14 protein-coding genes are annotated in these 14,332 nt (G+C 52.2%); 12 read left to right on the top strand and 2 right to left on the bottom strand.

The window, feature by feature from the left end; translation table 11 throughout:
* Positions 1-37: 37 nt before the first annotated feature.
* Positions 38-328 carry an H-NS-like global regulator TsrA gene (tsrA, locus tag AC6IB1_RS16470; RefSeq protein WP_497567536.1) on the top strand — a complete coding sequence of 97 codons (291 nt, stop codon included), beginning with the start codon at positions 38-40 and terminating at the stop codon, positions 326-328.
* A gap of 6 nt (positions 329-334) precedes the next feature.
* On the opposite strand, the gene AC6IB1_RS16465 is transcribed toward tsrA, so the two are convergent.
* The gene (locus tag AC6IB1_RS16465; RefSeq protein ID WP_497567535.1) at positions 335-1,210 is read right to left on the bottom strand and encodes a DMT family transporter; all 876 of its coding nucleotides are present in this window, start codon (positions 1,208-1,210) and stop codon (positions 335-337) included.
* A gap of 135 nt (positions 1,211-1,345) precedes the next feature.
* On the opposite strand from AC6IB1_RS16465, the gene rmuC reads away from it, so the two are divergent.
* The 9 genes from rmuC to hemB all read left to right on the top strand — a co-directional run bounded on the left by rmuC (position 1,346) and on the right by hemB (position 9,530).
* Positions 1,346-2,872, top strand: a complete 1,527-nt coding sequence (rmuC, locus tag AC6IB1_RS16460; protein WP_497567534.1) for a DNA recombination protein RmuC — start codon at positions 1,346-1,348, stop codon at positions 2,870-2,872.
* A gap of 120 nt (positions 2,873-2,992) precedes the next feature.
* Complete coding sequence (ubiE, locus tag AC6IB1_RS16455) at positions 2,993-3,772, top strand: bifunctional demethylmenaquinone methyltransferase/2-methoxy-6-polyprenyl-1,4-benzoquinol methylase UbiE (RefSeq protein WP_115660082.1); 780 nt, start codon at positions 2,993-2,995, stop codon at positions 3,770-3,772.
* A gap of 10 nt (positions 3,773-3,782) precedes the next feature.
* Positions 3,783-4,406 (top strand): ubiquinone biosynthesis accessory factor UbiJ, encoded by a 624-nt coding sequence (locus tag AC6IB1_RS16450; protein ID WP_497567533.1) that lies wholly within the window; start codon positions 3,783-3,785, stop codon positions 4,404-4,406.
* A complete protein-coding gene (gene ubiB / locus AC6IB1_RS16445; RefSeq protein WP_497567532.1) occupies positions 4,403-6,037 on the top strand; it encodes a ubiquinone biosynthesis regulatory protein kinase UbiB in 1,635 nt (544 codons plus the stop codon). The genes AC6IB1_RS16450 and ubiB overlap by 4 nt, the downstream gene beginning before the upstream one ends.
* 83 nt (positions 6,038-6,120) lie before the next feature.
* Positions 6,121-6,363 (top strand): Sec-independent protein translocase subunit TatA, encoded by a 243-nt coding sequence (tatA, locus tag AC6IB1_RS16440; protein ID WP_005500994.1) that lies wholly within the window; start codon positions 6,121-6,123, stop codon positions 6,361-6,363.
* Between the two features lie 3 nt (positions 6,364-6,366).
* Entirely contained in the window at positions 6,367-6,741 is a 375-nt protein-coding gene (tatB, locus tag AC6IB1_RS16435) for a Sec-independent protein translocase protein TatB (protein WP_497567531.1), read from the top strand.
* Between the two features lie 35 nt (positions 6,742-6,776).
* Positions 6,777-7,538 carry a twin-arginine translocase subunit TatC gene (gene tatC, locus AC6IB1_RS16430; RefSeq protein WP_005500992.1) on the top strand — a complete coding sequence of 254 codons (762 nt, stop codon included), beginning with the start codon at positions 6,777-6,779 and terminating at the stop codon, positions 7,536-7,538.
* 105 nt (positions 7,539-7,643) lie between these two features.
* Positions 7,644-8,423, top strand: a complete 780-nt coding sequence (gene tatD, locus AC6IB1_RS16425) for a 3'-5' ssDNA/RNA exonuclease TatD (RefSeq protein WP_497567530.1) — start codon at positions 7,644-7,646, stop codon at positions 8,421-8,423.
* A 51-nt stretch (positions 8,424-8,474) separates the two neighbouring features.
* A complete protein-coding gene (gene hemB / locus AC6IB1_RS16420; RefSeq protein ID WP_497567529.1) occupies positions 8,475-9,530 on the top strand; it encodes a porphobilinogen synthase in 1,056 nt (351 codons plus the stop codon).
* A gap of 87 nt (positions 9,531-9,617) precedes the next feature.
* Here hemB and asnC read toward each other — a convergent pair whose 3' ends face one another.
* Positions 9,618-10,079 carry a transcriptional regulator AsnC gene (gene asnC / locus AC6IB1_RS16415; protein ID WP_005500980.1) on the bottom strand — a complete coding sequence of 154 codons (462 nt, stop codon included), beginning with the start codon at positions 10,077-10,079 and terminating at the stop codon, positions 9,618-9,620.
* Between the two features lie 121 nt (positions 10,080-10,200).
* Here asnC and AC6IB1_RS16410 point away from each other — a divergent pair, with 121 nt between their 5' ends.
* Both AC6IB1_RS16410 and AC6IB1_RS16405 read left to right on the top strand, forming a co-directional pair.
* Positions 10,201-13,365, top strand: coding sequence for an EAL domain-containing protein (locus AC6IB1_RS16410; protein ID WP_497569163.1), 3,165 nt, complete (start codon positions 10,201-10,203; stop codon positions 13,363-13,365).
* A gap of 78 nt (positions 13,366-13,443) precedes the next feature.
* Positions 13,444-14,217 carry a class I SAM-dependent methyltransferase gene (locus tag AC6IB1_RS16405; protein WP_497567528.1) on the top strand — a complete coding sequence of 258 codons (774 nt, stop codon included), beginning with the start codon at positions 13,444-13,446 and terminating at the stop codon, positions 14,215-14,217.
* Positions 14,218-14,332: the final 115 nt, after the last annotated feature.

Genomic DNA, 14,332 nt, shown 5'->3' with positions numbered 1-14,332 from the left:
TCGTAAATAAATAAAAATACACAGGCAGTTAACTATTATGTCGATGTCGACAATCGAATTGGCGCGTTATCTGGAGATGTTAGATGAATCGCCAGAAAAAATGATGTTTGGTAAGTTGCTCACTGAATTAAGTGGCATGAGTGAAGAGCGTGTAAAAAGCGCTGCACGGCAGGTTCCCATCAGTGGCCTTCGTGAGCTGGTACATCAATTTAACAAAGTGATAGAAGAACGCCGTGGTGAGCGCGTTCGTGAATTGGCGCAGGCGTTGGCCAACGACGGAATTTCTGTCGATGAGCTGCGCGAATATCTCACGCAGCGCTGTGCTTAACCCGTGTTATTTTCCTTTCCACTGCTGAACCACTAAACCTGCCACAATCATGACTAAACCGATTAAGGTCGTGGGATGAATGTGTTCGCCAATGATGTGTGACAGTAAGATCAGCGAAATAAACGGTGAAAGAAAGATCAGGTTACTGATTTTGGCGGTGTTCGTGGCAAGTTTCATGGCATTGAGCCAAAGCACAAAGGTGATGCCCATTTCAAACAGACCCACATAAGTCACCGCCGCCCAGCCCTGCCAGGGAATACCGCTCCACTCACTGGTGTAAAGGCTAAGTCCGACTGAAAATGGTAAAGAGAGAAGAAAACCAAGCAGTAATCCGATGATCGGATCGGCTTGGTTTCTTGCGTTCAAAATCCAGTACCCTGCCCACAACACCGTGGAGAGCAATGCCAATCCCACGCCTAGGGGGCTGTCGAACTGCAACCCGAGAATATTCCCTTTAGTAGCAATTACTACCACGCCAGCATAGCCCAGTGTCGCAGCAACCCAGTCCTGCTTGCGAATTTTCTGCCCCAGAAACAGTGCCGCCATCAGTGTCAGAGTGATCGCCCAGCTGTAATTGAGTGGTTGGGCAAGGGATGCAGGGAGCAAATCGTAGGCTTTAAACAGCACCAAATAATACATCAACGGGTTAATCAGGCCGAGCATCAGGTAATAGAGCGGCCTTGTCATAAACGTAGATGTTAGCAGGTGCAATTTTCCCTGCCAGGCCGCGACCGCAGCCAGGGAGATTGCTGACACCACGCTCGCCGCAGCCAGCATCTGGATAGGTGTCATATAACTGAGGGTGATTTTAAAAGCCGTCGCGACGGTTGACCAAAGCAATACCGCAGCCAATCCGTAGCCTATCGCAAGGCGGTCATTCATAGAAAATACGTGTCCAAAAGAGGGAAAGAATCCGGCAGTCTAGAGCAATTTCTGCGCAATAGAAAAGCTGGACATTTATCCAGTATCTATTTAGCCTGAGAGGCAATGAGATCATTGATATAAAAGGTAAACAGCATGCAACTTGAAGCGCTGTTTTCAGACAGTCTGGTATGGTTGGCAGCAGGCGCTGGTGCAGGTATCACCGCGATGCTGGGCGGGGGATATTACCGCCTGGCACAGCGCAACCAGCGCGAGCTTTACCAGCAACAACGGGACGCGGATGACAGGTTGAGCCAGGCAGAAATCGCCAGGCTGAAACATCAAAACCAGTCGTTGCAGGATGAGTTGGATGACATGGACTTGGAACGTGATCGCCTCAGTTCAGAGCTTCGCACTCAATACGGTAAACTTGCTGCCGCTGCAGAAAAACTGCGCCAGATGGAAACCTTGCGTGCCGAGAAAGCCGATCTGGCTGAAACGGTCGAGCACCTGCGCGAAGCCAACGCTGCGCTGGCGTTAACCTTGCGTGAGCAGCAGGCCCGCACCGAAGAACAGCTCGAGGCGGCAGAAGCTAAAATCAAACTGCTGGAAGGGGCTGAAGAGCGTCTCCGTATCCAGTTTGAAGCACTGGCCAACAAAGTCTTTGACCACAAAACCCGCACTGTGGATGAGCAAAACCGGCAGAGCCTTGAGTCCTTGCTGGGCCCATTGAAAAATGAACTGGAAGGTTTTCGTAAACAGGTCACCGACAGCTTTGGTGAACAGGCCAAAGAGCGTCACACCCTGGTGCATGAAATCAAAAACCTCCAGCAGCTGAACGAAGCCATGACCCGAGAGGCTGTCAACCTGACTCAGGCGCTGAAAGGGGACAACAAGCAACAGGGCAACTGGGGGGAGGTAGTACTGGCCCGTGTTCTGGAAGAATCCGGTCTGCGCGAAGGGCATGAATATCACACCCAGGTCAGTCTGGAGAATGAGCACGGCAAGCGTTATCAACCGGATGTGATTGTGCGCCTGCCGCAGGGGAAAGACGTGGTGATCGATGCCAAGATGGTTCTGGTGGCCTATGAGCGCTATTTCCATGCGGATTCCCTGGCGGACAGAGACGGTGCCCTACGTGAACACATTGCGGCGATCCGCAGCCATATCCGGGGTCTGGGGCGCAAGGATTACCACCAACTGCACGGTATTCAGAGCCTCGACTATGTGCTGATGTTTATTCCGGTTGAGCCTGCGTTCCAGATAGCCATTGAAGCCGAGCCTTCCCTGATCCGTGAGGCGCTCGACCACAATATCATGCTGGTCAGCCCAACCACCTTGCTGGTGGCACTGCGCACCATCAACAACCTCTGGCGCTACGAGCACCAAAACCAGAATGCCCGGTTGATTGCCGACAAAGCAGGCAAGCTGTACGACAAAATCCGCCTGTTTGTTGCTGACATGGAAGCCATGGGTGTTGCGCTGGATAAGGCATCTGACAGCTACCAGAATGCGGTGAATAAACTGTCCAGTGGTCGCGGTAATATTTTGCGTCAGGTCGAGAGCTTTAAATCCCTGGGAGTAGAAGTGAAACGTGACATCAGTCCCACCATGCTGGGAAGGGATGCATCGGGTGATGCACTGGATGACGATGTGGAGGCATTGCCGGTTTCAAAGGATTGACCAGGTTGTTAGTTGACGCATTACGCGTTTCTTGTGGTTGTTTGAGTATGTAAAGTACACTAAGCGCAAAAATATCGGGCGTTTTCTTCTTTCCGGCCCGGTGTTACTCAGGGGTTAATAATGACAGATATGACACAGGGCGTGATGAAAGACGCAGATCAGGATACCACCCACTTTGGCTTCAAAACAGTCGCCAAAGATGAAAAGGTCGGGATGGTTGCTAACGTCTTCCACAGTGTAGCGGCAAAGTACGACATCATGAACGATGTGATGTCGATGGGTATTCATCGTATCTGGAAACGTTTTACTGTTGATTGTAGTGGCGTGCGTCCAGGCCAGCGCGTGTTGGATCTCGCAGGGGGAACCGGCGATCTGACCGCCAAATTTTCCCGCATTGTGGGGGAGAAAGGCCAGGTGATACTGGCTGACATCAACAACTCGATGCTGAACGTGGGCCGCGATAAACTGCGCGATCTGGGCATTGTCGGCAACGTGAATTACGTGCAGGCCAATGCGGAAGAACTGCCGTTCCCTGATGACTATTTCGACTGTATCACCATCGGTTTTGGCCTTCGCAATGTCACCGACAAAGACAAGGCGCTGCGCTCGATGTACCGTGTGCTGAAGCCGGGTGGCCGCCTGCTGGTCCTTGAGTTCTCCAAACCCACTATTGAGCCGCTGTCAAAAGTCTACGATGCCTACTCGTTCCACCTGCTGCCCAAAATGGGTGAAATCATTGCCAATGACAGTGAAAGCTACCGCTATCTGGCAGAGTCCATCCGCATGCACCCGGATCAGGAGACCCTCAAAGGCATGATGGAAGAGGCCGGTTTTGAACAAACCAAATATTTTAACCTGACCGGTGGCATTGTAGCTCTTCACCGCGGCTACAAGTTCTGAGGGATAAGGGATGCCATTAGACCCGTTCGTTACCGCCATGGTTGAAACCAGCCTCAATACACTGCTGAAACAGGATGCGGAAAGCCAGAAACGCTTGGCGAGGCTGAAAGGCAACGTGCTGCGCGTGCGCCTGACCGACATCAACAAACAGCTGGTGTTTGTGTTCAGCCAGCAGATTGATGTGTTGGCGGATTTTGAAGGCGAAGCTGACTGCGATCTGGCGATGGCGATATCGGTTGCGCCACAGCTTAAAGACAAGGCCAACCTGACCCGGCTTATCAAGCAGGACAAACTGCATCTGGAAGGCGACATCGATGTCGCGCAGCAATTTTCCAGCCTCCTGAACGGCCTCAACCCGGATATCGCTGAATGGCTATCCCATTACACCGGGGATGTGGTAGCGCACACCCTGGTGCGTGGCGCGCAGCAAGGGCTGGCGTTTCTCAAACAGATGACCGAGCGTAACCAGCGTTATGTTGGGGAATTGGTCGTGGAGGAGTGGCGCCTGGCGCCGGGTGCGCTGGAAGTGGCCTATTTTGCTGATCAGGTTGATGACGTGCAAAGCCAGGCATCCCGTTTATCTGCCCGTCTTGATGCGATTGAGAAGAAACTGGCTGAGGTGGCGAACATATGACCCCGAGCGAAATCCGCCGCCTGTACAGAATCACCCAGGTCCAGCTTAGCTACGGACTGGATGAGCTGCTGCCGGACCAGCCGATTACCCGCGGCCCACAACTGATGCGCAAAATGCTGTTTTGGATGAAAAATCGTCATCCTGAGAAGCAACTTGGTGAACGCCTGCGTCTGGCATTGCAGGAGCTAGGACCGGTGTGGATCAAGTTTGGCCAGATGATGTCGACCCGCCGCGATCTGTTTCCGCCAGCCATCGCGGACCAACTGGCGATGCTTCAGGATCAGGTCGAGCCGTTTGATGGCAAGCTTGCCAAGGCACAGATGGAAAAAGCCCTCGGCGGCCCGCTGGAAAACTGGTTCGATGATTTCAGTGAAACGCCGCTGGCATCCGCCTCGATTGCCCAGGTTCACACTGCGACACTGAAAGAAAACGGTCGTGAGGTGGTGCTGAAAGTTATCCGTCCTGACATCCTTCCTGTCATTCAGGCCGACATCAAACTCATGTACCGCATGGCGCGTATTGTCGCCCGTTTCCTGCCTGAGGCCAGACGTCTCAAGCCGGTCGAAGTGGTGCGTGAATATGAAAAGACCCTGCTTGATGAGTTGGATTTGATGCGCGAAGCGGCTAATGCCATCCAGCTTCGCCGCAACTTCGAAAACGACCACATTCTCTATGTGCCGGAAGTGTTCAGCGATTATTGCCGTCAGTCACTGATGGTGTCTGAACGTATCTATGGTATTCAGGTTTCTGACATTGAAGGGTTAAAAGCCAACGGTACTGATCTAAAACTGCTGGCGGAACGGGGTGTGCAGGTCTTTTTCACCCAAGTGTTCCGCGACAGCTTCTTCCATGCCGACATGCACCCTGGCAATGTGTTTGTCTCCTACGATCACCCGAAAGACCCGCAGTGGATAGGTCTTGATTGCGGCATTGTCGGCACACTGAACCGCGAAGATAAGCGCTATCTGGCGGAAAACTTCCTCGCCTTCTTTAACCGTGATTACCGTAAAGTAGCAGAACTGCATGTCGATTCTGGCTGGGTGCCGCATGACACCAATGTTGATGAGTTTGAGTTTGCCATCCGCACTGTCTGTGAACCCATTTTTGAAAAGCCGCTGTGTGAAATTTCCTTTGGTCATGTGTTGCTGAACCTGTTTAACACGGCACGACGTTTTAATATGGAAGTGCAGCCACAACTGGTGCTGTTGCAAAAAACACTGCTTTACGTGGAAGGGTTGGGGCGCCAGCTTTATCCGCAACTGGATTTATGGGATACCGCTAAACCATTCCTTGAAGACTGGATGTCGCGTCAGGTTGGGCCGCAGGCGGTGATTAACGCGATCAAAGAAAAAGCGCCATTCTGGGCGGAGAAACTGCCGGAACTGCCAGAGTTGGTGTACGATAGCTTAAAGCAAGGGCGTCAGGTCAACCAGCGTATGGATGCCATGTACCGGGAGTTTATGCAGGCACGTAAGCAACAAAATCGCGCCCGTTTCCTGATGGGGATCGGCGCTACATTGTTGGTGACATCTGCCATACTTTACAGTAATCAGGTCGAGGTTTTGCCTCAGATCACAGGTGCAACCGCGTTGTTTAGCTGGTTATTTGCCTGGCGCGCATTTAACAAGTAAATTGCAGCAAACAAACTGTAACATTGAGCAAATAGAATCCGTTGGCTTGTTTATTCACCACATAACGCAGAGGTATCATTAGCATGGGTGGTATTAGTATTTGGCAACTGCTTATCATTGCCGTTATCGTTATTCTTCTGTTCGGAACCAAGAAACTTCGTAACATCGGCGGTGACTTGGGATCGGCCATCAAAGGCTTCAAAAAAGCCATGTCTGACGATGATAAGGACGACAAGAAAGACGCTGACTTCGGCCAGGAAAAACTGGAAGAGAAAAGCACTAACACTGCGCAAAAAAGCGAAGCGAAAGATAAAGAGCAGGCATAATCCGTGTTTGATATCGGTTTTTGGGAGCTGATCCTGATCGCCGTTGTCGGTCTGGTGGTGCTCGGCCCTGAACGTTTACCTGTGGCTATCCGCAATGTCTCCCGTTGGGTCGGTGCTGCTCGCCGGATGGCTGGCTCTGTGCGTGATGAGCTTGAACAAGAGCTCAAAATCCAGGAGCTGCAGGAAAACCTGAAAAAAGCCGAGCAGATGGGCATGAAAAACCTGTCGCCGGATCTGCAACAGTCTGTCGATGAGCTAAAAAAAGCAGCCGAGGATGTGCAACGCCCTTATTCAAGCACTAATAAGCCAAGTGCTAATAAGCGTGACACTGCCGATACTGCCAATGCTTCTAGCCCCACCAAGGATAAAACCGAGTAAGGTTGTATCCGGGCTCCAGTTTTTATCGAGAAACTATGTCATCTGTTGAAGATACCCAACCACTCATCAGCCATCTCACTGAGCTGAGAGATCGCCTGCTCCGTGCATTACTGGCTGTGCTGGTGGTGTTCATGGGGTTGGTGTATTTTGCCAATGACATCTACACCTTTGTCTCCGAGCCGTTGGTTTCCCAGCTGCCGGAAGGCACCAGCATGATTGCAACGGATGTGGCGTCGCCCTTCTTCACGCCAATCAAGCTGACACTGGTGGTGTCTGTGTTTATTGCCGTGCCAATGATCCTTTATCAGGTCTGGGCGTTTGTGGCGCCGGGCTTGTATAAGCATGAAAAACGCCTGATTCTGCCGTTGTTGGCATCCAGCTCGCTGCTGTTTTACTGCGGTGTGGCTTTTGCCTACTTTGTGGTATTTCCGCTGGTGTTTGGCTTTTTCACCTCAATTGCGCCGGTTGATGTGCAGATAGCCACAGACATTGCCAGTTATCTGGATTTCATCCTGGCACTGTTTATGGCCTTCGGCCTGGCGTTTGAGATCCCAGTGGCGATTCTGTTGCTGACCTGGACCGGTGCGGTAGAGCCTGATGATCTGCGCCAAAAACGCCCTTATATCATTGTGGCGGCGTTTGTGGTAGGGATGCTGCTGACACCGCCGGATATCATTTCGCAAACCCTGTTGGCGATCCCCATGTGCTTGTTGTTTGAGGTAGGTCTTTTCTTCTCGCGTTTTTATAAGCCGCGCGATGATGAAAACGGCGAAAGTGAAGAGCAAAGCCAGGGCTAACCTTAGGGTCAACAGATCCTGGTCGTGATAGTGTATAAAGCCAGTGACACACTGGCTTTTTCTTATTCTGGCCCCTGATCTGCCAGTAAAAAACAAGGATTTTCAGTGATAGATATCGGCGTTAACCTGACAAACAGTCAGTTTGATACAGACAGAGAAGAGGTGGTCGCACGTGCCAAAGAAGCGGGTGTTACGGCGATGGTGCTGACCGGCACCGATCTCCAGTCGAGCCCTGAAGCTGCAGCACTGGCAGCAACTATGCCGGGTTTTGCCTATTCTACTGCCGGGGTACATCCCCATGATGCCAAAACAGTTGACGATTTATCCTTGCCGACAATCCGGGCTTTGGCCCGTGAGCCGCAGGTGGTGGCAATCGGGGAGTGTGGTCTGGACTTTAACCGCGATTTTTCACCCCGTCCACAACAGGAGGCGGTGTTTGAAGCGCAGTTGAAACTTGCCGTCGAACTCCGTATACCGGTATTTCTGCACTGTCGCGACGCCCACGAGCGGTTTATGGCGATACTGTCTCCGTACTTGGATAAATTACCGGGGGCGGTGCTGCATTGTTTTACCGGCTCGGAAGGGGAGCTGAAAGACTGTCTGGAGGCGGGGCTCTATATTGGCATTACCGGCTGGGTTTGCGATGAGCGGCGTGGTGAGGCGCTTCGTGCGATGGTACCGCTGATCCCGGATGACAGGCTGATGATTGAAACCGACGCGCCGTATCTGTTGCCACGCGATCTCAAGCCGAAACCCAAATCGCGCCGTAACGAACCTTGCTATCTGCCGCATGTCGCGTCACAAATTGCTGCATTACGGCAACAGGACACTGAGCAGTTGATCACACAAACCATCCTCAACAGCCGTCGATTCTTTGGCCTGTAACCGCTATGATGCATGCGACGCTACTAACGCACTTGGATTAAGGAGGGTACCGTGACCGTATCCATTCAGGGCGCATTTCCGGCCCGTCGTCTGCGCCGTCTGCGCAAACATAATTTTAGCCGCCGTCTGGTGGCGGAAAACCAGCTGTCAGCCAGCGATCTGATCTACCCGATGTTCATCCTGATGGGAAAGAACCGCCGTGAGGCGGTGGAATCCATGCCGGGTATTGAGCGCCTGTCTATTGACCTGATGCTGTATGAAGCGGAATACCTGGCAAAACTGGGTGTGCCAGCAATTGCCCTGTTCCCGGTAGTGCCGAAAGAATTCAAGTCCGCAACGGCAGACGAAGCACATAATCCGGAAGGTTTGGTACAGCGTGCGGTGCGTCTGTTAAAAGAGCATGTGCCGCAAATGGGGGTGATCACGGATGTCGCTCTTGACCCGTACACTCTGTCCGGCCAGGATGGCCTGACCGACGAAGACGGCTATGTGCTGAATGATGAAACCACCCAGGTGCTGATCAAGCAGGCGCTGTCTCACGCAGAAGCAGGGGCAGATATCGTTGCCCCGTCAGACATGATGGATGGCCGTATCGGTGCTATCCGTGACGCACTGGAAGAGGCCGGTTACATCCACACCCAGATCATGGCGTATTCTGCCAAGTATGCGTCAGCCTACTATGGCCCGTTCCGAGATGCCGTCGGTTCTGCGGCGAACCTTAAAGGCGGCGATAAGAAAACGTATCAGATGGATCCGGCTAACAGCGACGAGGCCATCCATGAAGTGGCGATGGACGTTAACGAAGGCGCGGACATGGTGATGGTGAAACCGGGCATGCCGTATCTGGACGTGGTTCGCCGGGTGAAGAGTGAACTGAAAGTGCCGACGTTTGCTTATCAGGTGTCCGGCGAATACGCGATGCACAAAGCCGCAGCAATGAACGGCTGGCTGGATGAGCGCAAAACTGTGATGGAATCGCTGATGTGTTTCAAGCGTGCCGGTGCGGATGGCATCCTGACTTATTTCGCCAAGGATGTGGCCCGTTGGCTGGCTGAAGAGCAGCAAATGGATATCCCTGAATTGCCAAACCAGGAAAGCGCGGAATAATCAGTGTTTACTGAGCAAAAATGCCAGCGATATGCTGGCATTTTTTGTTGCTATCAAACATGACCTTGGTAGACGCGTAATCTTGCTTTACGGCGACACATTACGCTTGATTGGATTTTGCAGCGAAATCAGGGTTTCAGTGGACTGCACTTCATCAATGGCCTGCAACTTATCAATCAGCACATATTGCAGCTCCTCTATCGAGCGACACATAAGTTTGACGAAAATATTGTAGGCACCGGTGGTGTAATAGGCTTCCACCACCTCATCAAGCTGTTGCAGCTTTTCCAGGGCTGAATGGTAATCCCGGGCGGCATAGAGGTTAATGCCGATAAAACAGCATACGTCATAGCCCAGTGCCTTGGTGTTCACCAAGACTTCCGTGCCGGTGATGATGCCTGCCGCTTTCATTTTTTCTACCCGCACGTGCACCGTGGCGGGACTGACGGAAAACCGCTTTCCCATTTCAGCATAGGGCACTTTGGCATCTGCCATCAGGGTGCGCAGAATTTGGCGATCTAAATCATCTAATTTTGCAATTTCAGTCATTGTTATTCACTAAACTCCATGTTACCCGCAGTTTCCGTGCATGAAACTTGACCAATTGATAGCCTTCCCAATACCGTGTCTTATTACTGTAACCGGTTTGAGAAAACTTTACTTTATTACTATGTGCCAAATACTTAAGTGGCTAATTTTCAGTGTGCTGTTTTTTCAAACCGGCGTAGTTTTTGCGGCCTACAAGGTGCTTGCTATCCATTCCTACCATCCTGACTTTTTCTGGACTGAATCGCTGGTGAATGGCATTGAACAGGGCGTGCAAGGTAAAAATATTGAGGTGGAGCACACCTACCTCGATACCAAACGCATCCAATCTTTTGACTACCATATTGAGCTGAAACGCCTCTACCTCGCCCGTTTTCAGGAACACCATTATGACGCCATCCTGACCACTGACAATGCTGCGCTGTGGCTGGTGAATGAACTGGCGGATGAAATCGGGACCATTCCGGTGGTGTTTTCGGGGCTCAACAGCACCGGCTCCGGGCTGTATGACAACATTGAAATGTTAAGTGGGGTCGAGGAGCTCATCAATGTGCCGGACAATGTCACCCTGATAAAACAACTTCACCCACAAACTGAGCGGGTGTGGATTGCGCTGGATGATGCTTATTCAAGCCGTCAGTATTGGCAGGCCATTGATCGCCAGTTAAAGGTGTTTCCTGATCAAGGAGTCGAGATCCGCCGCTTGCATCAAATTAGTTTTGATGGGCTGGTTGAAAAGGTTGGCACACTGGAAGACGGAGATGTGGTGCTGTTTGTTTCTTTTTTTAAAGATGCCAATGGCGCGTTTATGGAACATGGCGATCTGCTGACCCAGGTGATCGCATCCACCAAGGTGCCGGTGTATGGGGCAAACAGCTTTATGCTGTCATATGGAGTCATTGGCGGCATTATGGTTGATGCTACGCACCATGGGGAAGTGCAGGCAGGGTTGCTGGTAGAAGCACTCGAAAGTGGGGCAATGTCAGCCATTGTCGTCGATGCCAACCAAATGATGTTTGAATACGCAGCAGCCCGTGAGCATCGTATCGATGTAGGACAGTTCCCTGATGCGGTGATTGTCAACAAGCCGCCACCGTTTTGGCAGGCCAACCGTGATGCGATACTCAGTAGCCTGGCTATGATGGCAATTGCTTTGGTGATTATCGGAATCCTGGCAAAACACATGAACCGTCAGAAAAAGGATGAGCGGGCATTGGCACAAAGCCGGGCCCTGTTTAAAGAGGTTTTTGACCAGAGCCATCAATATATTGCCTTGTTGGATGACCACGGGCGGGTAGTATCGGCGAACGGCGCTTTCCAGCGACTCTTCCCCGAACATGCCTGCCGGGGATTTCTGCCACTTTGTCGGTGGCCTGAGTGGCTCAGCGGCGATCGGCTGAAAATCCATCTTGAATCACTGATTGAAGGACAGGTGAGCCGGTTTGAAGTGTGCCTGCTGTCGGATCAGCAAAATGAAGTGATTTTAGATGTGGCACTTAAAGCCCTGCCAGAGCATAGCCATGCTGATGCTCAAATCCTGTTTGAAGCGCGTGATATCAGCCAGCGAAAACTCGCCGAGCAAAAATTGCAGCGCAGCGAAGTGGAATACCGCATGCTCTATGAGCAGCAACCGGTGATGCTGCTGACCATTGACCAACAGTCGCGTATCCAGTCTGTTAACCAGTGCGCTACTGAATGGCTGGGATTTTCCAAGCACCACATGCTTGGACACAAGGTGACGGATTTCTACGCCGATGGCAGTCCGCCGCCACGCAGCCTGTTAAATGGCAAACACCGTGAGCGCTTTGGTATTCGCCGGCGTGAAATTCGCTACCGCACCAGTGATGGCAGCGAGCGCTGGGTCCGGGAAAGTGTCCGCTCGACGCTGGTGCAGTCGCAGTTGTTGTTGGTCGGGGAAGACATCACTGAAAACCGCCGCATGGAGCAGCAACTTCGCTATCAGGCGCAGCATGACTTTTTAACCGGATTGCTGAACCGAAACTACTTTGAAGCCCGGCTGGTGGATGTGCTGGGCACATTGAAGGAAAACGGTGTGGTTCATGCCTTGTTTTATATCGACCTTGACCAGTTCCGCGTGATAAACGACACCGTAGGCCATGAAGCGGGGGATGAGGCATTGAAGCAGACCGCGCAGATACTGCGTGAGTCGCTGCCCATTGGCGCAACCCTGGCCCGCCTTGGTGGGGACGAGTTCGCCGTGATTTGCTATGACTGCAATGAGCAGCAGGCCCTCGAACAGGGAAAACGTATTCTGGACACCCTGAGTGAGCTTGACTTCTATTGGAAAAATACCCGTCTGGCACTGGGTTGCTCGGTGGGTATCCGTATGCTGGATAAAACCGCCAGCACGCCGCAACAGGTGCATGCACAGGCTGATACAGCTTGTTATGCTGCCAAGCATGAGGGGCGTAGCCGGGTGCACCTGTATCGTCCGGACGATCAGGAACTTCGCCGGCATGAGCGCGAGATGTCCTTTGTCAGCAAAATTCATGAGGCACTCGCTGAAGATCGTTTCGAGGTCTATGCCCAGCCTATTGTCAGTGTCAACGCCAACCTCGAAGAGAAGCTCTATTTTGAGGTATTGGTGAGAATGCGTGACAATGAGGGTAACTATGTGCCACCGGGCCAATTTATCCCCGCTGCAGAACGTTTCAATATGGCCCATATGATTGATAAGCGGGTGATTGAAAAGACCCTGGGATGGTTTGACCGCCACCCCGAGCATGTAGATGTCGTCGGCATGGTGTCTATCAACCTTTCCGGGCGTTCCATGAGCGATGAAGGCTTTATCCACTTCCTGCTTGAAGCACTGAAAACCAGCACTATCCCCAGTTCGTCCATCAGTTTGGAGATCACTGAAACTGCCGCTATCGGTAACCTCAGTGATGCAATAGGGCTGTTTACCAAGCTCAAGCAACTGGGCTGCTCCATTGCATTGGATGACTTTGGGTCGGGGTTGTCCTCGTTTGGTTATCTCAAGCGCCTGCCGGTGGATATCATCAAGATTGATGGCCAGTTTGTGCGTGATATTGCTGATGATGAAGCCGACTATGTCATGGTCCGTGCTATCCATGAGCTGGCAACCAAGATGGGCAAGAAAACGGTCGCTGAATTTGTGGAAAATGATGCCATCCTGATGCGCCTGTGCTCCCTTGGAGTCGATTATGCCCAAGGCTATCACTTCAGTGTGCCCAAACCGATGGAAGAGGTGATCCTGACAGAGTCAGCGCGGCTGAGCGCAATTGTCACCGATCGTGCTGAAGCATGACTCCTTTCATCAACAGTCCCTGCACCTGAATCCGGTTTACGGGTATACTCTGGGCGAGAATTACACCGGAGAACTCAGGTGCAGATAGCTTTAACCTGCGAAGCGCCAGAACGCGCTGATACCCTCAAAGAAATAGCCACACGCTGGGGACTGACTCATGATGACAACGCGTTGTTTGCGCTGGTATTGACCCCAAACCAACTTGAACTTCGTAAACGGGATGAGCCCAAGCTGGGGGCTGTGTTTGTCGATCTGGTCGGCGGTGCAGTCGGCCACCGCCGTAAGTTTGGTGGCGGCAAAGGCCAGTCGATCGCCAAAGCGGTGGGGCTTAACAAAGGCGCGACACCTTCCGTGTTGGATGTCACAGCAGGGCTTGGGCGTGACGCTTTTGTGCTGGCTTCCCTTGGTTGCAAGGTACAGATGGTGGAACGCCACCCTGTGGTCGCGGCGCTATTGGATGATGGCCTCGCACGAGCCAAGGCCGATCCGGAAATCGGGAGTTGGGTGAGTGAACGCTTGTCTTTGCTGCATGCATCCAGCCATGACACGCTGGTAAAGCTTGTTGAGCAAGGGGAGGAGCTGGTGCGGCCGGACGTGGTGTATCTTGATCCCATGTATCCCCACAAGAAAAAATCGGCATTGGTGAAAAAAGAGATGCGGGTATTCCAGTCACTGGTGGGGGCAGATAATGACGCGGATAGTCTGTATGAACCTGCGTATACACTGGCAACCAAGCGTGTCGTGGTCAAGCGGCCGGACTATGCTGGCTTCCTTGCCGGGAAAACCCCATCGACTCAGATAACGACCAAGAAAAACCGTTTTGATGTGTATGTGAAAGCGGCGATGCGCTAAGGGTGTGACGCTTGCCGCTGCCAGAAACTAAAACGCCTCCGCAAAGGAGGCGTGGGGGAACAGGTTCTGGATTATTCCATGCCTTTTACCAACAAAACTGTCAGCAGGCCAGTCA

This window comes from Grimontia sp. THUN1695, from assembly GCF_059704325.2.
Note: the sequence above shows the minus strand (reverse complement) of the source record. Positions and strands in the feature narration are given on the sequence as shown.

Excerpts from the sequence above, each read along its gene's own strand:
- ubiB (WP_497567532.1), top strand. The coding sequence starts at position 4,403 with ATGACCCCGAGCGAAATCCGCCGCCTGTACAGAATCACCCAGGTCCAG.
- tatA (WP_005500994.1), top strand. The coding sequence starts at position 6,121 with ATGGGTGGTATTAGTATTTGGCAACTGCTTATCATTGCCGTTATCGTT.
- AC6IB1_RS16450 (WP_497567533.1), top strand. The coding sequence starts at position 3,783 with ATGCCATTAGACCCGTTCGTTACCGCCATGGTTGAAACCAGCCTCAAT.
- AC6IB1_RS16410 (WP_497569163.1), top strand. The coding sequence starts at position 10,201 with ATGTGCCAAATACTTAAGTGGCTAATTTTCAGTGTGCTGTTTTTTCAA.
- asnC (WP_005500980.1), bottom strand. The coding sequence starts at position 10,079 with ATGACTGAAATTGCAAAATTAGATGATTTAGATCGCCAAATTCTGCGC.
- tatC (WP_005500992.1), top strand. The coding sequence starts at position 6,777 with ATGTCATCTGTTGAAGATACCCAACCACTCATCAGCCATCTCACTGAG.
- rmuC (WP_497567534.1), top strand. The coding sequence starts at position 1,346 with ATGCAACTTGAAGCGCTGTTTTCAGACAGTCTGGTATGGTTGGCAGCA.
- AC6IB1_RS16465 (WP_497567535.1), bottom strand. The coding sequence starts at position 1,210 with ATGAATGACCGCCTTGCGATAGGCTACGGATTGGCTGCGGTATTGCTT.
- ubiE (WP_115660082.1), top strand. The coding sequence starts at position 2,993 with ATGACAGATATGACACAGGGCGTGATGAAAGACGCAGATCAGGATACC.
- tsrA (WP_497567536.1), top strand. The coding sequence starts at position 38 with ATGTCGATGTCGACAATCGAATTGGCGCGTTATCTGGAGATGTTAGAT.